The organism is Pseudomonas sp. C9-3, assembly GCF_032392015.1.
GTDB lineage: Bacteria > Pseudomonadota > Gammaproteobacteria > Pseudomonadales > Pseudomonadaceae > Pseudomonas > Pseudomonas nitroreducens.
Window position 1 is genome coordinate 2,010,578 of the sequence record NZ_CP135919.1, and the last position, 19,409, is coordinate 2,029,986.

Annotated in this window: 14 protein-coding genes; 6 read left to right on the plus strand and 8 right to left on the minus strand. The window is 65.5% G+C overall.

The features are described from left to right. Positions 1 to 2: 2 nt before the first annotated feature. The 3 genes from RS899_RS09170 to RS899_RS09180 all read right to left on the minus strand — a co-directional run bounded on the left by RS899_RS09170 (position 3) and on the right by RS899_RS09180 (position 5,990). Positions 3 to 3,206 (minus strand): efflux RND transporter permease subunit, encoded by a 3,204-nt coding sequence (locus RS899_RS09170; RefSeq protein ID WP_233298701.1) that lies wholly within the window; start codon positions 3,204 to 3,206, stop codon positions 3 to 5. Positions 3,207 to 3,330: 124 nt separating this feature from the next. Then, complete coding sequence (gene mexE / locus RS899_RS09175) at positions 3,331 to 4,566, minus strand: multidrug efflux RND transporter periplasmic adaptor subunit MexE (protein WP_054910138.1); 1,236 nt, start codon at positions 4,564 to 4,566, stop codon at positions 3,331 to 3,333. Between the two features lie 509 nt (positions 4,567 to 5,075). Next, a complete protein-coding gene (locus tag RS899_RS09180) occupies positions 5,076 to 5,990 on the minus strand; it encodes a LysR family transcriptional regulator (protein ID WP_233298698.1) in 915 nt (304 codons plus the stop codon). 314 nt (positions 5,991 to 6,304) lie between these two features. Here RS899_RS09180 and RS899_RS09185 point away from each other — a divergent pair, with 314 nt between their 5' ends. From RS899_RS09185 to RS899_RS09195, 3 genes are all read left to right on the plus strand, one after another. Continuing rightward, the gene (locus RS899_RS09185) at positions 6,305 to 7,324 is read left to right on the plus strand and encodes a zinc-dependent alcohol dehydrogenase family protein (RefSeq protein ID WP_054910140.1); all 1,020 of its coding nucleotides are present in this window, start codon (positions 6,305 to 6,307) and stop codon (positions 7,322 to 7,324) included. Between the two features lie 350 nt (positions 7,325 to 7,674). Further along, entirely contained in the window at positions 7,675 to 8,133 is a 459-nt protein-coding gene (locus RS899_RS09190; RefSeq protein ID WP_054910141.1) for a (2Fe-2S)-binding protein, read from the plus strand. A gap of 11 nt (positions 8,134 to 8,144) precedes the next feature. Beyond that, positions 8,145 to 10,388 carry a xanthine dehydrogenase family protein molybdopterin-binding subunit gene (locus tag RS899_RS09195; protein WP_315809686.1) on the plus strand — a complete coding sequence of 748 codons (2,244 nt, stop codon included), beginning with the start codon at positions 8,145 to 8,147 and terminating at the stop codon, positions 10,386 to 10,388. Between the two features lie 71 nt (positions 10,389 to 10,459). Here RS899_RS09195 and ptrC read toward each other — a convergent pair whose 3' ends face one another. After that, positions 10,460 to 10,657, minus strand: a complete 198-nt coding sequence (ptrC, locus tag RS899_RS09200) for a type III secretion system co-regulatory protein PtrC (RefSeq protein WP_054910143.1) — start codon at positions 10,655 to 10,657, stop codon at positions 10,460 to 10,462. Between the two features lie 206 nt (positions 10,658 to 10,863). Here ptrC and RS899_RS09205 point away from each other — a divergent pair, with 206 nt between their 5' ends. Together RS899_RS09205 and RS899_RS09210 are read left to right on the plus strand one after the other, a co-directional pair. Further along, positions 10,864 to 11,199 (plus strand): ribonuclease E inhibitor RraB, encoded by a 336-nt coding sequence (locus RS899_RS09205; RefSeq protein WP_024762270.1) that lies wholly within the window; start codon positions 10,864 to 10,866, stop codon positions 11,197 to 11,199. Between the two features lie 267 nt (positions 11,200 to 11,466). Continuing rightward, positions 11,467 to 11,820 (plus strand): hypothetical protein, encoded by a 354-nt coding sequence (locus RS899_RS09210; RefSeq protein ID WP_315809687.1) that lies wholly within the window; start codon positions 11,467 to 11,469, stop codon positions 11,818 to 11,820. A gap of 58 nt (positions 11,821 to 11,878) precedes the next feature. Here the strand turns inward: RS899_RS09210 and RS899_RS09215 are convergent, their stop codons facing one another. The 4 genes from RS899_RS09215 to RS899_RS09230 form a co-directional block, all read right to left on the minus strand. Beyond that, a complete protein-coding gene (locus tag RS899_RS09215) occupies positions 11,879 to 12,538 on the minus strand; it encodes a DsbA family oxidoreductase (protein WP_233298688.1) in 660 nt (219 codons plus the stop codon). 218 nt (positions 12,539 to 12,756) lie between these two features. Further along, the gene (locus RS899_RS09220; protein ID WP_315809688.1) at positions 12,757 to 15,168 is read right to left on the minus strand and encodes a TonB-dependent receptor; all 2,412 of its coding nucleotides are present in this window, start codon (positions 15,166 to 15,168) and stop codon (positions 12,757 to 12,759) included. 385 nt (positions 15,169 to 15,553) lie between these two features. Then, positions 15,554 to 16,489, minus strand: coding sequence for a FecR domain-containing protein (locus tag RS899_RS09225; protein ID WP_315809689.1), 936 nt, complete (start codon positions 16,487 to 16,489; stop codon positions 15,554 to 15,556). Further along, complete coding sequence (locus RS899_RS09230; protein WP_054910148.1) at positions 16,489 to 16,992, minus strand: sigma-70 family RNA polymerase sigma factor; 504 nt, start codon at positions 16,990 to 16,992, stop codon at positions 16,489 to 16,491. The genes RS899_RS09225 and RS899_RS09230 overlap by 1 nt, the downstream gene beginning before the upstream one ends. Positions 16,993 to 17,250: 258 nt before the next feature. Between RS899_RS09230 and fusA the strand changes: the two genes are divergently transcribed. Then, positions 17,251 to 19,359 (plus strand): elongation factor G, encoded by a 2,109-nt coding sequence (fusA, locus tag RS899_RS09235; RefSeq protein ID WP_315809690.1) that lies wholly within the window; start codon positions 17,251 to 17,253, stop codon positions 19,357 to 19,359. Positions 19,360 to 19,409 lie beyond the last annotated feature (50 nt).

The following is a 19,409-nucleotide window of genomic DNA, read 5'->3' on the forward strand; positions in this document are numbered from 1 at the left end:
GCTCATGCCTGATGGGCCTCGTTATGGTTCGTGTGGCTCAGGGCAGCACGCGCCTGCTTCTTCGCTTCACGGGCTTCCATGAAGCGGCGGATCAGCACATAGAAGACCGGGGTCAGCAGCAGGCCGAAGAAGGTCACGCCGAGCATCCCGGAGAACACCGCGACACCCATGGCATGGCGCATTTCGGCGCCGGCGCCGGACGACAGCACCAGGGGCACCACGCCCATGATGAAGGCGATGGAGGTCATCAGGATCGGCCGCAGACGCAGGCGGCAGGCTTCCAGTACCGCGCTCAGGCGGTCCATGCCTTCGTCCTGTTTGTCCTTGGCGAACTCGACGATCAGGATCGCGTTCTTGCACGCCAGGCCCACCAGTACGATCAGGCCGATCTGGGTGAAGATGTTGTTGTCGCCACCGGACAGGATCACGCCCGCGATGGCCGACAGCAGGGTCATCGGCACGATCAGGATCACCGCCAGCGGCAGGCCCCAGCTTTCGTACAGCGCGGCCAGCACGAGGAAGGCGAGCAGCACGCAGAGCGGGAACACGTAGATCGCGGAGTTGCCGGCGAGGATCTGCTGGTAGGTCAGCTCGGTCCACTCGTAGGTCATGCCATTGGGCAGCTCCTGCTTGAGCAGGCGCTCGATGGCGGCCTCGGCCTGGCCGGAGCTGTAGCCCGGTGCGGCGGCGCCGTTGATCTCGGCGGTGATGAAGCCGTTGTAGTGCATCACGCGGTCGGGACCAGCGGTGTCGCTGATCTTGATGAAGGTCGCCAGCGGGACCATTTCACCCTGGTTGTTGCGCACCTTCAGCTGGCCGATCTGCTCGGGTTCGAGACGGAACTGCTGCTCGCCCTGGACGTTCACCTGGTAGGTGCGGCCGAAGCGGTTGAAGTCGTTCGCATACAGCGAGCCCAGGTAGACCTGCAGGGTGTCGAAGATGTCGCTGATCGCCACACCGTGGGTCTTGGCCTTTTCGCGGTCGATGGCAGCGTCCACCTGTGGCACGTTCACCTGGTAGCTGGTGAACACCGACATGGGGTTCAGTTCCGGCAGCGCGCGGGCCTTGTTGAGGATGTTCTGGGTCTGTGCGTAGAGCTCCTCGTAACCGGCGTTGCCGCGGTCCTCGATCTGCAGGCGGAAGCCACCGATGGTGCCCAGCCCCTGTACCGGCGGCGGCGGGAAGATCGCGATGTAGGCGTCCTGGATATCCGCGAACTGCTTGTTCAGCTCGGCGGCGATCTCGTTGGCCGACATGCCCGGGCCCTTACGCTCGCTGAAGTCCTTCAGCGGGGTGAAGACGATGCCGCTGTTGGGGCTGTTGGTGAAGCCGTTGATCGACAGGCCGGGGAAGGACACGGTGTGCTCGATGCCCGGGTGCTTGCCGGCAATTTCCGACATGCGCTTGATCACCGCTTCGGTGCGGTCCAGCGTGGCGGCGTCAGGCAGTTGTGCGAACGCCACCAGGTACTGCTTGTCCTGTTGCGGCACGAAGCCCGTCGGGGTGCTAGAGAAGCCCAGGTAGGTCAGGCCGATCAGGCCTGCATACAGCAGCAGCGCGATGGAGCTGCCGCGCAGCACGCGGGTGACGGTGCCGACATAGCCATGGCTGGCGCGGTCGAAGAAGCGGTTGAACGGACGGAACAGCCAGCCGCCCAGCAGCTTGTCGAGGATCACCGAGAAGCGGTCCTTCGGCTCGTGGTGCCCTTTGAGCAGCACGGCGGACAGCGCCGGCGACAGGGTCAGCGAGTTGAATGCGGAGATCACCGTGGAGATCGCGATGGTCAGTGCGAACTGCCGGTAGAACTGCCCGGTGAGGCCGGAGATGAACGCGGTCGGGATGAACACGGCGCACAGCACCAGGGCGGTGGCGATGATCGGCCCGGTCACTTCCTTCATAGCGCGCTTGGTCGCCTCGACGGGAGTGAGCCCCAGCCCGATGTTCCGCTCGACGTTCTCCACCACCACGATGGCGTCGTCCACCACGATGCCGATGGCCAATACCAGGCCGAATAGCGACAGCGCGTTGAGCGAGAAGCCGAAGGCGTGCATCACCGCGAAGGTGCCGATCAGCGAGACCGGTACGGCGGCCAGCGGAATGATCGAGGCGCGCCAGGTCTGCAGGAACAGCACGACCACCAGCACCACCAGGATCAGCGCTTCGAACAGGGTGTGCACCACTGCTTCGATGGAGCCGCGGACGAAGATGGTCGGGTCATAGACGATGGAGTAGTCCACGCCCTGCGGGAAATCCTTCTTCAGCTCGGCCATCTTCTCGCGCACCAGGTTGGAGATGGCGATGGCATTGGAACCAGGGCGCTGGAAGATCGGGATGGCGACCGCCGGCTGGTTGTCCAGCAGCGAACGCAGGGCGTACTGGCTGGAGCCGAGCTCGACGCGGGCGATGTCCTTCAGGCGGGTGATCTCGCCGTCGGGGCCGCTGCGGATGACGATGTTCTCGAACTCTTCTTCGGTGACCAGGCGACCCTGAGTGTTGATCGACAGCTGGAAGCTGGTGTCGCTCGGCGCCGGCGGGGCACCGAGGGAGCCGGCGGCCACCTGGCGGTTCTGCTCGCGGATCGCCGCGACCACGTCGGTGGCGGTCAGGTTGCGCGAGGCGACCTTGTTCGGGTCGAGCCACACGCGCAGCGAGTAGTCACCCATGCCGAACAACTGCACGTCACCCACACCGTCCAGGCGCGCCAGCTCGTCCTTGATGTTGAGGATGGCGTAGTTGGACAGGTAGAGCATGTCGTAGCGGTTATCCGGCGAGGTCAGGTGCACGACCATGGTCAGGTCGGGCGAAGCCTTGTCGACGGTGATGCCGATGCGGGTGACTTCCTCGGGCAGCTTGGGCTGCGTGCGGGTCACGCGGTTCTGCACCTGCACCTGCGCGTTGTCCAGGTCGGTGCCCAGGGCGAAGGTGATGGTCAGGGTCATCTTGCCGTCGGCAGTGGACTGCGAGGACATGTAGAGCATGTTCTCGACGCCGGTGATGGCCTGTTCCAGCGGCGCGGCAACGGTCTCGCCGATCACCTTGGGGTTGGCGCCGGGGAAGTTGGCGCGCACCACCACGGTGGGCGGCACCACTTCGGGGTATTCGCTGATCGGTAGCTGGAACAGCGAGATGGCCCCGCCGATCAGGATGATCAGCGATAGCACGGCGGCGAAGATCGGCCGCTGGATGAAGAATTGCGAAAAGTTCATGGCTGGTTCCTGTCGCGAACGCTACGGTTCGCCAAACCCGGGACAAAGGTCACCCAAGGCCCTGGTGGGACAGGGCCTGGTACATCAATCGTTTAAGACAGGGGGTGGTTCAGTCGGAGAGTGCTCAGCCGCGCGGCGCGCCCGGCTTGGCGGATTTCTCGGCCACCTTCGGCGCCTCGAAGCTCTCCAGCGCACGACGCTGGTTTTCGAGGTTGGCGAGGGTTGACTGGCTGGCCATCTCGACACCCTGGGCGTCGACCTGGGCACCCGGGCGAACCCGTTGCAGGCCGTTGACCACGATGCGGTCACCCTTCACCAGACCGCTGCGGACGATGCGCAGGCCTTCCAGTTTCGGGCCCAGCTCGATGCCGCGGTACTGCGCCTTGCTGTCCTTGTCGACCACCAGCACGAACTTCTTGCCCAGGTCGGTGCCGACCGCTTCGTCCTTGATCAGCGCGGCGGGGTAGGTGCCGCTGCCGACCAGCTTGATGCGGGCATACAGGCCGGGGGTGAACTGGTTGGCGTCGTTGTCGAACACCGCGCGACCGCGGATGGTGCCGGTCTTCGGGTTGACCTGGTTGTCGAGGAAGTCCAGGCGACCCTGGTGGGGGAAGCCATCCTCGCCGGTCAGGCCCAGGTACACCGGGCTAGTGCCGCGCGCATCCGGGCCGCCCTTGCGGGCGAGGTCGACGTACTTCAAGTAGACGCGCTCGTCGGCGTCGAAGTAGGCGTAGACCTTGTCGGTGGACACCAGGGTAGTCAGCAGGCTCTGGCCGCTGTTCACCAGGTTGCCGGCGGTCACTTCGGCGCGCGAGACGCGGCCGTCGATGGGCGCGGTGATCTGGGTGAACGACAGGTTCAGCCGGGCGTTGTCCAGTTCCGCCTGGGTCGCGGCGACCACGGCTTTCGCCTCGGTGGCGGCGGCGGTGCGGGCGTCGGCCAATTCAGCGGAGATGGCGTTGGTGGCACGCAGGCGCACACCACGAGCATCTTCATTGACGGTACGGGTCTGGTTGGCACGGGCTTGTTGCAGCTGGGCTTCCAGGCGATGGACCTCGGCCTGGAACGGCCGCGGGTCAATCTGGAACAGCAGGTCGCCTTTCTTCACCAGGGCGCCTTCACGGAAGGCGACTCGGTCGATGTAGCCGGAGACGCGCGGACGCAGTTCGACGGATTCCGGAGCCTCCAGGCGGCCGGTGAATTCGTCCCATTCGTTGATCGGCTGTTCGATGACGTCCGCCACGCTGACCTTGGGGGCGGCCATGTTCTGTGCCGCCTCCTGGCCCTTGCCGCAGGCGCTGAGAACCAGCACGGCGGCCAACGCCAACGGAATACGCAAGGTGTTCAGATTTCGCTCCATGGAAAAGACTCCGGCGTTCTAATTGGTTTATGGATTTCTAATGGAGCGGAGTCTGCGTGCGCGGGGGGTTGGGAACTAATCGAACGAGAGAATTTTGATTATCACGTGGAGTGATAAAAGCCTTTGCACTATTCGTATGAATAGATAGATAGAAGAGCGCGCACCAATAGATTGAAGAAGTGAGTACGGCATATGCACTCGCCGACACGTTCAGGATGGGCGCTCGGTACCCCCTCACCCTAACCCTCTCCCAGCGGGAGAGGGGACCGTTCGGAGCAGGGGAACGCTGCAGTTTCAGCCGGCACGGTCGGCTCCCTCTCCCTCAGGGAGAGGGCTGGGGTGAGGGAAGGATCCCACGCCGATGCGTCGGCGAAGAGGCTCGCTCTTGCAGGGGTACACGCTATGGAACTCAGTGCGTAGGGCGCATAACGCCCTCGGCGTTATCCGCCATGGCGGATAACCCGTTCCGGGTTATGCGCCCTACAGGTGGGGAATGGGAGGGGGTTGCGTCAGAGACTGTCGGGGTCACCCACGAACATGGTGATCCGCGAACGCAGCCAGCGCTCGGCCGGGTCCTGGTCCTGGGCGCCGCGCCAGACCATCGACAGCTCGGCCAGGCGGGTGGGGAAGGGCGGGTCTTCGGCGCGCAGGCCGCCGGCGGCGGTCAGGGCCAGGGCCACGTATTCGGGCACGGTGGCGATGATGTCGGTGCCGGCCAGCAACTGGGCGAGGCCGACGAACTGCGGCACGGCCAGCACCACCTGGCGCTTGCGGTCCATCTCGGCCAGCGTCTGGTCGACGAAGCCGTCCAGGTCGCCCGCATAGGACACCAGCGCGTGCGGGCGCGCGCAGTAATCATCGAGGGTCAGCGCACCGGGAATCGAATCGGCCCGCAGGATCTTCCAGGTGCTGCGGCGCAGGGTCTTGCGCTTGGCATTGGCCGGTAGCTCGTCGGTGTAGCTCACGCCGACGGAGATTTCCCCGGACGACAGCAATTGCGGCATCAACAGGTAGTTGGCGCGGCGCACCACCAGGGTAATGCCCGGTGCTTCCGAGCGCAGGCGGCGCAGCAGCGGTGGCAGCAGGCCGAACTCCACGTCGTCGGACAGGCCGATGCGGAACACCGCCTTGCTGGTGGCCGGGTCGAAGTCGGCGGCGCGGCTCAGGGCGGTGGAGATGGAGTCCAGCGCCGGCGAGAGGTGGCCGAAGATTTCCTGGGCCCGCGCGGTGGGTTCCATGCTGCGTCCGGTGCGGACGAACAGCGGATCGTCGAACAGGCCGCGCAGGCGCGCCAGGGCCGCACTGATCGCCGGCTGGCCGAGGAACAGCTTCTCGGCGGCGCGGGTCACGCTGCGTTCATGCATCAGCGTCTCGAAAACGATCAACAGGTTGAGGTCAACCTTGCGAAGGTCGTTGCGGTTCATGGGGACTCCCTGGCGATGGGGGAAAAGTGAGGCCGACCGTGTCCTGAGTCAAGTCTGTCAGATAAGTCCTTGATCAATTTCTACTTTTTTAAAGAGAATCACGCCCCGGATGCGTGGTCAGAGTTTGTAAGGTACCGACCTCCACGCACGGTCGCGCAGACCCGCCGCAGAGCCTCCGGGCCGCGCCGGACAAGCATTTCACCGCGTGCCGAATCATCGCCGTTTATGTCCATTATCAATGGCGAACGGTGGCGTCACCCGGAAAGCCCGGATAGAGTCCGTGGCTATGAAGCACTACAAAGGCGAGGTATGTGATGTCCCGCATGATCCGTTTCCACCAGTTCGGTGACGCCTCGGTCCTGAAGATCGAGGAAATGCCGACCCCGCAACCGGGGCCGGGTGAAGTACTGATCCGTACCCAGGCACTGGGCGTCAGTTGGCGCGACGTGCTCTGGCGGCAGAACCTCGCCCCGGATCAGGCCAAGTTGCCGGCGGGCATCGGCTATGAACTCTCCGGCATCGTCGAAGCCGTGGGCGAGGGTGTGGAAGACCTCGAGCCCGGCGTGGCGGTGGCCAGCTTCCCGGCGAACTCGCCGAACCTGTATCCGGCCTGGGGTGACCACGTCATCCTGCCGCGCACGTCGCTGACCCGCTATCCGGATGTCCTGACCCCGGTCGAGGCGGCGGTGCACTACACCGGCCTGATGTACTCCTATTTCGCCCTGGTGGAGCTTGCCCAGATCAAGCCCGGCCAGCGCGTGCTGATCACCGAGGCCGGCCATTGCCTGGCCCCGCAGGCGGTGCAGCTTGCCAAGGCGCTCGGCGCCCAGGTGATCGCCACCACCAGCCACGAGGAAACCCGTGAGTTCCTCAAGGGCCTGGGGGCGGACAAGGTCATCTATACCGAGGAGCAGGACCTGGTACTGGAGGTCGAGCGGTTCACCAAGGGTGAAGGCGTCGAGATCGTCCTCGACCAGTGCGCCGGCCCGCAGATGAAGCTGCTGGGTGACGTGGCGGCCCCGCGCGGCAAGCTGATCCTGTACGGCATCAACGGCGGCAACGATGCAGCCTTCCCGGCCTGTGCGGCCTTCAAGAAGCACCTGCAGTTCTTCCGCCACTGCGTGCTGGACTTCACCGGGCAGCCGGAGATCGGCCTGACCCGCAACGACGAAGCCGTGCAACGGGCGCTGACCGCGATCAACCAGATGACCGCCGACCAGTTGCTCAAGCCGAGCATTGACCGGGTGTTCGATTTCGCCCAGTACCTGGACGCCAACACCTATATGGAAACCTGCCCGGGCGGCGGCCGTGTAGTGATCAGGATGCCGGAGTGATCCTGCATCCATGAGGCGAGAAAGCCACTCTTCGGAGTGGCTTTTTTGTGCGCGCGGGATTCCCGGTATCCCTGTAGGAGCGAGCTTGTTCGCGAACAGAGTTTCCGGCCACACCAGCGTCAAGCGGGTTCGCGAGCAAGCTCGCTCCTGCAGACAATCACGCAGGACGCTCCGAGCGCCATCCTGCGCAGAATCAGGCAAGCCTCCAGAGAACCAGGCAAACCGCTCGGCGTCTTCCTCGCGTATCGTCGCGGCACAGGCCGGCGCTTGCGCCTAGGCTGAATCCATTGCGTGTCGAAGCCCGCGTGCTTCGCCCCATTCCATCACCCGCAGAAGAGGTGAAACCCCTGATGATTACCGTGAACCTGAACGGCAAGGACCACCAACTCGACGCCCCCGGCGAGATGCCGCTGCTCTGGGCCCTGCGCGATGTCGCCGGCATGACCGGCACCAAGTACGGCTGTGGCATGGCGCTGTGCGGTGCCTGCACCGTGCACGTCGACGGCCAGCCGACGCGCTCCTGCGTCACCCCGCTGGCGGCGGTGGCCGGCAAGAAGATCACCACCATCGAGGCGGTGGCCGAGCAACCCGCCGGCAAGGCGGTGCAGGACGCCTGGCGCAAGCTCGACGTGGTGCAGTGCGGTTACTGCCAGTCCGGGCAGATCATGTCGGCCACTGCGCTGCTGGCTTCGAACAAGGCGCCCAGCGATGCCGATATCGATGCAGCGATGAGCGGCAACATCTGCCGCTGCGCCACCTATGCGCGGATCCGCGCGGCCATCCACGACGCCGCCCAGACCCTGGCCTGAGGACCGACACCATGCTCGACCCCCGTATCGACCAACTGCCGGCCGAGGCCGGCAGCATCCTCAACGTCAGCCGCCGCAGCTTCCTGCGCGGCGCCGGTGGCCTGGCCCTGGGCATCTATTTCGCACCGCTGCTGGGCAAGCTGGGCGATGCCCAGGCGGCCAGCGATTTCGAACCGAATGCCTTCGTGCGAATCGCCCCTGATGGCACCGTCACTGTGATCGCCAAACATGTGGAGATGGGCCAGGGCAGCTACACCGGCCTCGCCACCCTGGTGGCGGAGGAACTGGATGCCGACTGGAGCCACGTGCAGGTCGAAGGCGCCCCAGCCGATGCCAAGCGCTACGCCAACCTGGCCTTCGGCAACCTGCAGGGCACTGGCGGCAGCAACGCCATGGCCAACTCCTTCGAACAGATGCGCAAGGCCGGCGCCAGCGCCCGCGCCATGTTGGTGGGCGCGGCGGCGGAGCAGTGGAAGGTGCCGGCGGCCGAGATCGAAGTGCACGACGGCGTCGTCAGCCATGCGTCTTCCGGGCACAAGGCCGGTTTCGGCGAACTGGCCGAGGCGGCGGCGAAACAGCCGGTGCCGGCGGACGTGAAGCTCAAGGATCCGAAGGACTTCAAGCTGATCGGCCAGGTGCAGCTGCCGCGCAAGGACAGCCCGTCGAAGACCGACGGTACTGCGCAGTTCACCCAGGACGTGCACCTGCCGGACATGCTGGTGGCCGTGGTCGCCCACCCGCCGCGCTTCGGCGGTGTGCCGGCGAAGGTCGATGCGAGCAAGGCCAAGGCCGTGCCCGGCGTGGTGGACGTCGTGCAGTTCCCCGGTAGCGAGCGGCGTTTCGCCGGTGTCGCGGTGCTGGCGAAGAATACCTGGGCCGCGCGCCAGGGCCGTGATGCGCTGCAGGTCGAGTGGGACGAGAGCAAGGCTTTCAAGATGGGCAGCAAGGAAATCTTTGCCCAGTACCGCGACATGGCCAGCAAGCCGGGCCTGGTGGCGCGCAACGACGGCGATATCGCCAAGGCGCTGGAGAAGCCGGCGCACCTGATCGAGGCGGAGTATCAGTTCCCCTATCTCGCCCATGCCGCCATGGAGCCGCTGAACTGCGTGGTATTCCTCAAGGAGGACGGCTGCCAGATCTGGAACGGCGAGCAGTGGCAGACCGGCGACCAGATGTCGGTGGCGCAGTTGCTGGGCATGCAGCCCGAGCAAGTGAGCATCACCCAGTTGTACGCCGGCGGCAGCTTCGGCCGCCGCGCCAACCCGCACTCGGACTACGTGCTGGAAGCGGCCGCGATCGCCAAGGCCGCCCGCGAGCAGGGCGTGAAGGTACCGATCAAGATGGTCTGGACCCGCGAGGACGACACCCGCGCCGGCTACTACCGGCCGGCCTTCCTGCACCGCGCGCGACTGGCGGTGGATGCCCAGGGCAACCTGGTGGGTTGGGAGCAGCGGCTGGTGGGGCAATCCTTTATCGTCGGGACGCCGTTCGAGAAGTTCATGGTCAAGGACGGCATCGACAAGATCGCCGTGGAAGGCGCCGCCGACCTGCCTTACGCCGTGCCCAACCTGCGCATCGAACAGGCGCTGGCAGACAATGTGACGGTTCCGACCCAGTGGTGGCGCTCGGTGGGCCACACCCACACGGCGTTCTCCACTGAAACACTGGTCGACGAAGCAGCTGTCGCCGCCAAGCAGGACCCCTACGAGTTCCGCCGCAAGCTGCTGGCGGAACACCCGCGTCACCGCGGTGCACTGGAACTGGTGGCGCAGCGCGCCAACTGGCTGGCGCCGCTGGAGAAGGGCAAGGAAGGCGAGCAGCGCGGCCGGGGTATTGCCGTGCACGAGTCGTTCGGCAGCTTCGTTGCCCAGGTTGTGGAGGTGACCTACAAGGCGGACAAGAGCTTCAAGGTGGACCGCGTGGTCTGTGCGGTGGATTGCGGCCTGGCGATCAACCCGGACGTGATCAAGGCGCAGATGGAGGGCGGCATCGGCTTCGCCCTGTCGGCGGCGCTGCACAGCGCCATCACCCTGACCGACGGCAAGGTCGACCAGTCCAACTTCCACGACTTCCAGGTATTGCGGATCAACGAGATGCCGGTAGTGGAAGTGCACATCGTGCCATCGGCCGAGCCGCCCACCGGCGTGGGTGAACCGGGGGTGCCGCCGCTGGCGCCGGCACTGGCCAATGCGCTGTTTGCGGCGACCGGCAAGCGTATCCGCACCCTGCCGATCGGCAATCAGCTACAGGCGTGATGCCCGGCTGGTAACACAAATGCCCCGCACGAGCGGGGCATTTGCTTGGCAGGGTCTAAACTTTCCCGAGATCAGGCAACCAGGGCCTGCTGTTCGTGCCCTTCGCAGATCAGCTCGCGCAGCACCCGGCGTTCTTCGGGCAGGGTGGCGGCGTTGTGCAGCGCCAGGCCGCCTTCGTCGTCGGGCACGGCGATCTGGGTCTCGAAGTGCAACTGCACTTCGTCCAGAGTGATGTAGGTGATGCGGTAAGCCGCCTCTGTGCTGTGCATGGTCGCAGGCTCGGTGTGGGAGGGCGCAGGCCCGATGGAGGCATCGTCGCGCCGGGCGGGCAAGGGCGGAAGTGAAACACCGTGATGGTGAACATCACCAAAGGCGATGGTGCCGGCGAGATTTTCCGGCATCTGTCATGCAGGACAGGTATCCTGCGCGGGCGTGCCCAAAACGGGCATTTTGTAAATCGAATTGGAGCAGTGACATGAGCCGCGACAAGCAGCTTTTCCCGGAAGACGAAATCGGCGATGCCCTGTGGGCCCTGCAGGAAGACGGCGAAGACCTCTCCCTCGAGCATGAGGTGGAGTTCGCGGTGATCTTCCCGGACGAGCAGTCCGCCCTGGACTTCGCCATCATGCTGCTGCAGAACGGGCAGAAGGTGGCGTACTCCGAGTACGACGGCAACGACAAGCTGCCCTGGCAGGTCCTGGCCTACCCGGTGATGGAGCTCAGCCACGAGCACATCAGCGGCTATGCCGCACTGCTGTCCGAGCACTCCGCCGACCTCGGTGGTCAGATGGACGGCTGGTCGGCGCTCTGATCGGCTGATGCCTCATGAAAAACGGCGCCTTCGGGCGCCGTTTTTCTTTGGGCGGGCGCTTCGTGCCGTGTCGCTGGAGTGTGCCGCTTCGTGGGCTTCCAGCGGATTCGTCTCCTTGTCGGGGGCGGATTTCTCGCGTTCGTGGAGATGTCGTACTTCTGCAATAGCCGTTTCCCGCGAGCATGCATTGGCTTTTCCCCTATGACGACCAGGCAAGGCGCGGCAATCATTAGTCTCCACTCATTCGATTGATTGCAGAGGTTACCTATGGGATTGCCGGTCAGGGAGGTTATCGACCTTGTGTCGTTTGAAAAAGCCGACATCAGGGCTGGGCAGATTCTGGCGATTAGTGAAGTGGAGGGTTCGCGGAAGTTGCTACGTTTCACTGTCGATTTTGGCAGTTTCAGTCGCGAGATCTTGTCGGCGATCAGGAAAGAGAGGGGGTCCTTCAGCAGTCTGGTCGGCAAGCAGGCGCTTTTTCTGATCAATCTGCAGCCCAAGGAGATTGCCGGGATCGTTTCCAACGGCTTGATTCTCGATCTGGGTTATTCCGAGGGTCTGCGCCCCACGGCCTTCATCGTCCCGGAATTCAATGTTCCCAATGGCACCCGCTTGGGGTGACGGGGACGCCGTAACGAAAAGGCCCACGCGAAGTGGGCCTTTTCATAAGAGCAGAAATTCACTCCGGCAACGGTGCCTGCCGCGCCACCTGGCGCAGTGCCTGCTCGTAGTAGTCGGTACTCTGCGCCCCGGAGATCAGCTGGCGGCCGTTGAGGATTACCGCCGGCACGGCGCGGATACCGTGGCTGGTGTAGAAGTCCTCCTCGGCCACTACCTCGTCGGCGTAGGCATCGCTGTCGAGGATTTCCCGCGTGCGCACGGCGTCCAGGCCGACGCTGACGGCCACTTCCAGCAGCACTTCCGGGTCGCTCGGGTTGCGCCCTTCGCCGAAGTAGGCGTGCAGCAGCGCCTGTTTCAGCGCCACGTCGCGGTGCGATTCCGCCGCCCAGTGCAGCAGGCGATGGGCATCGAAGGTGTTGTAGATGCGGTCGCGCTTCTTCAGGTCGAAGTGCACGCCGACTTCCTCGCCCATGGTGCGCAGGTGTTCCTGGTTGCGGGCAATGTCCTCGGCGCTGCTGCCGTACTTGCGCTGCAGGTGTTCCACCAGGTCTTCCCCTTCAGCGGGCATGTCGGCGTTGAGTTCGAAGGGCTTGATGCGCAACTCCACGGTCAACTCGCCGTCCACCCGGCGCATGGCTTCGAGCAGGCCGTTGAGGCCGATGGCACACCAGGGGCAGACCACGTCGGAGACGAAATCAACGGTAATGGCATCGCTCATGGGGGCGATCTCCGGCAAATGGGCGAGCATCAAGCATGGACCCGAATGGGTATTCCAATCCAGTAACGGGGCGGACGGAAGGCTCTGCGGCAACCCCAGAACCAGCGTAACCCGCTGATTCTGAAAGCTGATCGGCGTTTGTCAGGCCGACGGCGAGCCGCCAGGAAGGCCGGCGCCATCGGTGGAAGAGGGGCGACGTCCCTGTCGCGAAGGGGAAATCAGAAGTCCAGGGTCATCGACAGCTTCAGGGTGCGCGGGTCGCCCTGGGTCAGGTAGCCACCGATGGTGGAGGCCCAGTAGGACTTGTTGGCGACGTTCTCCAGGTTGGCGCGCAGGGTCACGTCGCGCTCGTCCACCTTGAAGGCATAGCGGGCGCCGAGGTCGAAGCGGGTCCAGGCCGGGATGCTGAGGTCGTTGGCTGCGTCCAGGTACTGGCCGCCGGTGCGCAGCATGCGGCCGTTGATGGCTGCACCCTGGATACCCGGCACATCCCAGTCGGCGCCCAGGTTGTACTGGAAGGTCGGCACGCCGACGGCGCGGTTACCGTCGGTCTTGCCGCCAGCGGTGTTCTTCAGTTCGGTGTCGATCCAGGTGCCGCCGGCCAGCAGGCGCAGCCCGTCCACCGGCTCGCCGAAGACGTTCAGCTCGATGCCGCGGTTTTCCTGCTCGCCGTCGACGCTGAAGATCTTCGAGTCCGGGTCGGTGGTGCTGAAGGGCTGCTCGATGCGGTAGAAGGCGAGGTTGCCGCCGTAGCTGCCGAAGTCCAGCTTGGCGCCCACTTCCACCTGCTTGGAGCGGTTCGGTGCGAAGACTTCACCGAAGTTCGCTGCGCTGCTGGGCGCGGTCGGGCCGGCGGCCAGGCCTTCGATGCGGTTGGCGTAGAGCGACAGGTACTCGGTGGGCTTCACCACCAGGCCGTAGACCGGCGTGGTGATGGATTCGTCGTAGGTGGCGGTGCGCTTGCCGACGTAGTTCCAGCCGTCGGTGCCGATGCTCTGGCGGCGTACGCCGACGGTCAGCAGCACACGGTCGTCGAGGAAGCCCAGGGTATCGGCGGCGGCCAGGCTCTTGTTCAGTGTCTTGCCGACGATGCCGGGGTCGCTGTAGTCGCCGCCGGTGAGGGTTGGCGCGGGCTTGGGCGTCTGCACCGGGTTATAGATGTCGGTGGGGTAGCGCTTGGTGGCCATGGTGTAGGCGCTGCGCTGCTCGGCCCAGATGCCGGCGACGCTGAGGTTCATCTGGTGGCTGACCGGGCCGGTGGCGAAGTGGCCGTTGAGGCCGGCCATGGCGCTCTTGTTGTCCTCGTCGTGGGTGGCATCCATCATGCCGCCGCCTGCGGCGCCATTGTTGTCGCTGAGCGTCAGGGCCGAGTAGGCGCCATTCTCGCGGGTGTGCTTGGCGCCGCCGGAGAGGTAGGCGGTCCAGCTGTCATTGAGGTCGTACTCGGCGCGGAACATGCCGAAGGTGTCTTCCAGCTGGGAATAGCTCCAGGACTGGCCGTAGTTGTGGTCGGCGTCCGGGGCGTGGGGAATGCTGCTGACGCCGGTGCCAACGTAGACCACCGGGCGGCCCTGGTTGATGCGCTGCTTCTGGTAGCCGAAGTCAGTCATCAGGCGCAGGCGCTCGCCGCGGTAGTCGAGGTTGACGGTGGCCAGCTTGTAGCGCTGGTTCTCGTCGTCGACGCCGGTCTCGCCCTCGCGCTGGGCCAGGTTGACCCGCGCGCCGAAGCGGTTGTCCTCGCCGAAGCGCTGGCCGAGGTCGAGGTGCTCGCCGATCTGATTGTCGCTGCCGTAGCCCAGGGTCACGCTGCGGGTGGGGTTGTCTTCGGCGCGCTTGGTCTGCAGGTTGACCGCGCCGCCGATGCCGCTGCCGCTGGGTGTCACGCCGTTGATGAAGGCGTTGGGACCCTTGAACAGTTCGACGCGCTCCAGCGATTCGGTGCCGATGATCTGCCGCGGGGTGACGCCGTACAGGCCGTTGAGCGAGACGTCGTCGGTACTCAGCGGCAGGCCACGGATGACGAAGATCTGCGAGAAGTTGCCGTAGCCATTGCCCTGGCGCACCGAGGCATCGTTGAGCAGCACGTCGCCGACGGTCTGCGCCTGCTGGTCCTGGATGGTCCTGGCGGTGTAGCTGGTGAAGCTGAAGGGCACGTCCTGCATGTCCTGGTCACCCAGCATGCCCAGCCGCGCGCCACGGGCAACCTGGCCGCCAGCATAGGCGGGCGGCAGCTCGCCGCGTTGCTGCGCGGCGCCGCTGACGGTGGTGGCATCCATCTCCAGGGCGCCGCTGTCATCCGGCGCCGCTTCCACGCCGTAGCCGCTGCTCTTGCGCATCAGGCGGTAGCCGCTGCCTTCGAGCAGGTGCTCAAGGCCCTGCTCCGGCGCGTAGTTGCCTTTCAATCCAGCACTTTGCTGGCGATTCAGCGCCTGTGCCTCGAATGCCAGCGGCACGCCGGCCTGCGCAGCGAAGCGGGCCAGCACCTCGCCCAGCGGGCCGGGGGCGATGTCGTACTGGCGCTGCTGGCTGCTGGCTTCGGCCGCCAGGGTGGGCAGCACGACGCCGCCAGTCAGGGCCAGGCCGACGGCCAGGGCAAGGGAGTGGGGGCGGAGGCGGGAGCGGAGGAGCATGGAGTGTTCCTGTCGGCGAATAGAGGTTGTCTTCCTCTTCACCGGGCGAGATCGGAAAAGGTGTCAGGGGTGGGCGAAAAAATTTCAGGTTGTCTGTTCTGTAGGAGCGAGGGGGGCGCCCAGCTCTTGCTCGCGAACCGCCCAGCGCCAGCGCGGCCGGAGAATCTGTTCGCGAGCAAGCTCACTCCTACAGGGCAATGGATAGTTCGGAGTGGTGGCATGCCCTCACCCCAACCCTCTCCCAGGGGGAGAGGGAGCAGATCGTGCCGGCTGACGCCGAGGGTTTCGTCCTGCACCACACGGCCCCCTCTCCCTGAGGGAGAGGGCTGGGGTGAGGGGGACGCCGTGGGCGCAGGAATAGCAGGAGGCACACTTTGCTCCCGGCTCACGCCGGCTCCACCGTCACCCAGTAGCGCGTCAGCCGACGTAGCTTCACCGGCAGCATGTCCGCCAGCAGTGCCAGCCCGGCATCGCTGTCGCCAACCGGGATCGCCCCGGTCACGCGCAGGTTCGCCAGGCGCGGGTCGCAGCGCAGGAAGCCGCTGCGATAGCGGCCGAGTTCTTCCAGCAGAGCATCCAGGCGCATGCCCTGGGCCAGCAGCATGCCGTTCTCCCAGGCGCTGGCGTTGGCATCCGCGCTTTGCAGGGACTGGAAGCCCTGCGCCCCGAACACCAGTTGCTGGCCGGCGCTGACCACCTGGCTCGCGGCTCCCGGCAATTCGACGCTGACTTCCTTGTCCAGCACCGCGACCCGGCAGGCGTCGCCCAGGTCGCGCAGGCTGAAGCGCGCGGCCGGGGTGCGCAACAGGCCATGACGGCTGTCGACGAGGAAGGGGCGTGGATCGGGGAGGGCGTCGACGAGGATTTCGCCTTCCACCAGGCTGAGGCGGCGTTCGCGGGCGTTGAAAGCGACATTCACCGCGCTGCCGGTATTCAGCGTGATCTGGCTGCCGTCCGGCAGACGCAGGTGCTTGCGCTCGCCCACGGCGGTGCGCAGATCGGCATTCCACTCCGCCCACGGCATCTGCCGGGCTACCAGCCAGGCAGCGGGCGCCACGGCCATCATCACGCCCAGGCGGTTGAGCATCTGCCGGCGACTCAGGCCCGTGCGTTGCAGGCTTTGCCGGCCCAGGCCCGGCGGCAGCTGGCGCAGGCCCAGCAACGCTTCGGCGCGGCGCCAGGCTTCGGCGTGCTGGGCGCTGCGCGCGCGCCATTGCTCGATGGCCTGCAGGTCGGCGCTGCTGGCCGGGTGTTCGTTCAGGCGCACCAGCCAGTCGGCGGCTTCGCCGAGGATGCCGGGGTCCAGTGGTTGCTCGCGCATCAGGCGACGCTCAGGCAGGCGACGAAACCGGCACGCATGTAGCGCTTCACGCTGGCCAGGGAAACGCCCAGGCGCTCGGCGATCACCGGGTAGGTCAGGCCATCCAGTTGTGACAGCAGGAAAGCCTCGCGGGTCAGCACCGGCAATTCGCTCAGGGCGGCGTCGATGCGCTCCAGCGCCTCGATGATCAGCTCGCGGGTTTCCGGGCCGGGCACCAGCTCTTCGGGCAGCGCGGCGACGCTTTCCAGGTAGGCTCGCTCGATCTCCTGGCGCCGCCAGCGGTCCACCAGCAGACCCTTGGCAATGTGGGTGAGAAGGGCGCGCGGGCGTTCGCCGAGGTCTTCCAGCGGCCGCCGCAACAGGCGCAGGAAGGTGTCATGGGCAAGATCGGCGGCATCCCAGGCGTTGCCCAGCTTTCCGCGCAGCCACTGCTGGAGCCAGCCGTTGTGCTCGTTATAGAGAGTGTGCAGGTGCTGTGGGGAAGGGGTTTCGACGAGAGCCACGGTGCGTGCGTCAGATTTTCATTTGAGAATGCCTATCATTTTAGGGTTTTCCCGCCGTGCAACGCAATGCCGGAGCGACGCAGCCGGTCGGACCGCGACACCAGCGCCCCCGCCATACTGGAATTGCCACGAAGACGCGCTACCTTGAGCCTGTTGCGCTCAGAAATTTCTGACGCCGCATTTCCTCCCGCCGTCCCGCGCAGGCAACGGACCCGCAGCAGCAGGCCCGGCAGTCAACCAGCAGAAACGGAGCACACCATGGCTCGCAATACGCCCATCGAGCTTTACCGCAATATCGGCATCGTCGCCCACGTGGACGCCGGCAAGACCACCACGACCGAGCGCATCCTTTTCTACACCGGTGTGAACCACAAGATGGGCGAGGTGCACGACGGCGCGGCGACCATGGACTGGATGGTGCAGGAACAGGAACGCGGCATCACCATCACCTCGGCGGCCACCACGGCGTTCTGGCAGGGCTCCACCAAACAGTACGACCACAAGTACCGCTTCAACATCATCGACACCCCCGGCCACGTCGACTTCACCATCGAGGTGGAGCGCTCCCTGCGCGTGCTCGATGGCGCGGTGGTGGTGTTCAGCGGCGCCGACGGCGTCGAGCCGCAGTCCGAGACGGTCTGGCGCCAGGCCAACAAGTACCACGTGCCGCGCCTGGCCTACGTCAACAAGATGGACCGCCAGGGCGCCGACTTCCTCCGCGTGGTCGCGCAGATCAAACAGCGCCTGGGCCACACGCCGGTGCCGATCCAGCTGGCCATCGGCTCGGAGGAAAACTTCGCCGGGCAGATCGACCTGGTGAAGATGAAGGCCATCGTCTGGAACGATACCGACCAGGGCACCAGTTACACCGAGGAGCCGATCCCCGCAGAACTGCAGGCGCTGGCGGACGAGTGGCGCGCGCACATGATCGAGGCCGCCGCCGAAGCCAACGACGAGCTGATGAACAAGTACCTCGAAGGCGAGGAACTGAGCATCGCGGAAATCAAGGCCGGCCTGCGCCAGCGCACCCTGGCCAACGAGATCGTCCCGGCGGTACTGGGTTCCTCGTTCAAGAACAAGGGCGTGCCGCTGGTGCTCGACGCCGTCATCGACTACTTGCCGGCGCCCTCGGAAATCCCCGCGATCAACGGCACCGACCCGGACGATGAAGAAAAGCACCTGGAGCGCCACGCCGACGACAGCGAACCGTTCTCCGCGCTGGCCTTCAAGATCGCCACCGACCCCTTCGTCGGCACCCTGACCTTCGCCCGCGTCTATTCCGGCGTGCTCAGCAGCGGCGACGCCGTGCTCAACTCGGTGAAGACCAAGAAGGAACGCGTCGGCCGGATGGTGCAGATGCACGCCAACCAGCGCGAGGAGATCAAGGAAGTGCGCGCCGGCGACATCGCCGCGCTGATCGGCATGAAGGATGTCACCACCGGCGACACCCTGTGTTCCATCGACAAGCCGATCATCCTCGAACGCATGGACTTCCCCGACCCGGTGATCTCCGTGGCCGTGGAACCCAAGACCAAGGCCGACCAGGAGAAGATGGGCATCGCCCTGTCCAAGCTGGCCCAGGAAGACCCCTCGTTCCGCGTCAAGACCGACGAGGAAACCGGGCAGACCATCATCTCCGGCATGGGCGAGCTGCACCTAGACATCATCGTCGACCGCATGCGCCGCGAGTTCAACGTCGAGGCCAACATCGGCAAGCCGCAGGTGGCCTACCGCGAGGCGATCCGCAGGAAGTGCGAGATCGAAGGCAAGTTCGTCCGCCAGTCTGGCGGCCGTGGCCAGTTCGGTCACTGCTGGATTCGTTTCGAGCCGGGCGACGAGGGCAAGGACGGGCTGGAGTTCGTCAACGAGGTGGTCGGTGGTGTGATCCCGCGCGAATTCATCCCGGCGATCCAGAAGGGCATCGAGGAACAGATGCAGAACGGCGTGCTCGCCGGCTACCCGCTGATCGGCCTGAAGGCCTCGGTATTCGACGGCTCCTACCACGACGTCGACTCCAGCGAGATGGCGTTCAAGATCGCCGCCTCCATGGCCACCAAGCAGCTCTCGCAGAAGGGCGGCGCGGTGCTGCTGGAGCCGGTGATGAAGGTCGAGGTGGTGACGCCGGAGGACTACATGGGTGACGTGATGGGCGACCTGAACCGCCGGCGCGGGCTGATCCAGGGGATGGAAGATACGCCGGCCGGCAAGGTCATCCGCGCCGAGGTGCCGCTGGGCGAGATGTTCGGCTACGCCACCGACGTGCGCTCGATGTCCCAGGGGCGCGCGAGCTACTCGATGGAGTTCACCAAGTACGCCGAGGCGCCGGCGAACATCGCCGAGGCGATTATCAAGAAGGCCCACGGCTGAGGTTTCCCTGAGCCAATGACGGCGCCTTCGGGCGCCGTTTCTTTTGCTTT

Coding starts and splice junctions, on each gene's coding strand:
- fusA (WP_315809690.1), top strand. CDS start 17,251: ATGGCTCGCAATACGCCCATCGAGCTTTACCGCAATATCGGCATCGTC.
- mexE (WP_054910138.1), bottom strand. CDS start 4,566: ATGGAGCGAAATCTGAACACCTTGCGTATTCCGTTGGCGTTGGCCGCC.
- RS899_RS09215 (WP_233298688.1), bottom strand. CDS start 12,538: ATGAGCGATGCCATTACCGTTGATTTCGTCTCCGACGTGGTCTGCCCC.
- RS899_RS09170 (WP_233298701.1), bottom strand. CDS start 3,206: ATGAACTTTTCGCAATTCTTCATCCAGCGGCCGATCTTCGCCGCCGTG.
- RS899_RS09225 (WP_315809689.1), bottom strand. CDS start 16,489: ATGCGCGAGCAACCACTGGACCCCGGCATCCTCGGCGAAGCCGCCGAC.
- RS899_RS09210 (WP_315809687.1), top strand. CDS start 11,467: ATGGGATTGCCGGTCAGGGAGGTTATCGACCTTGTGTCGTTTGAAAAA.
- RS899_RS09185 (WP_054910140.1), top strand. CDS start 6,305: ATGTCCCGCATGATCCGTTTCCACCAGTTCGGTGACGCCTCGGTCCTG.
- ptrC (WP_054910143.1), bottom strand. CDS start 10,657: ATGCACAGCACAGAGGCGGCTTACCGCATCACCTACATCACTCTGGAC.
- RS899_RS09205 (WP_024762270.1), top strand. CDS start 10,864: ATGAGCCGCGACAAGCAGCTTTTCCCGGAAGACGAAATCGGCGATGCC.
- RS899_RS09190 (WP_054910141.1), top strand. CDS start 7,675: ATGATTACCGTGAACCTGAACGGCAAGGACCACCAACTCGACGCCCCC.
- RS899_RS09180 (WP_233298698.1), bottom strand. CDS start 5,990: ATGAACCGCAACGACCTTCGCAAGGTTGACCTCAACCTGTTGATCGTT.
- RS899_RS09195 (WP_315809686.1), top strand. CDS start 8,145: ATGCTCGACCCCCGTATCGACCAACTGCCGGCCGAGGCCGGCAGCATC.
- RS899_RS09220 (WP_315809688.1), bottom strand. CDS start 15,168: ATGCTCCTCCGCTCCCGCCTCCGCCCCCACTCCCTTGCCCTGGCCGTC.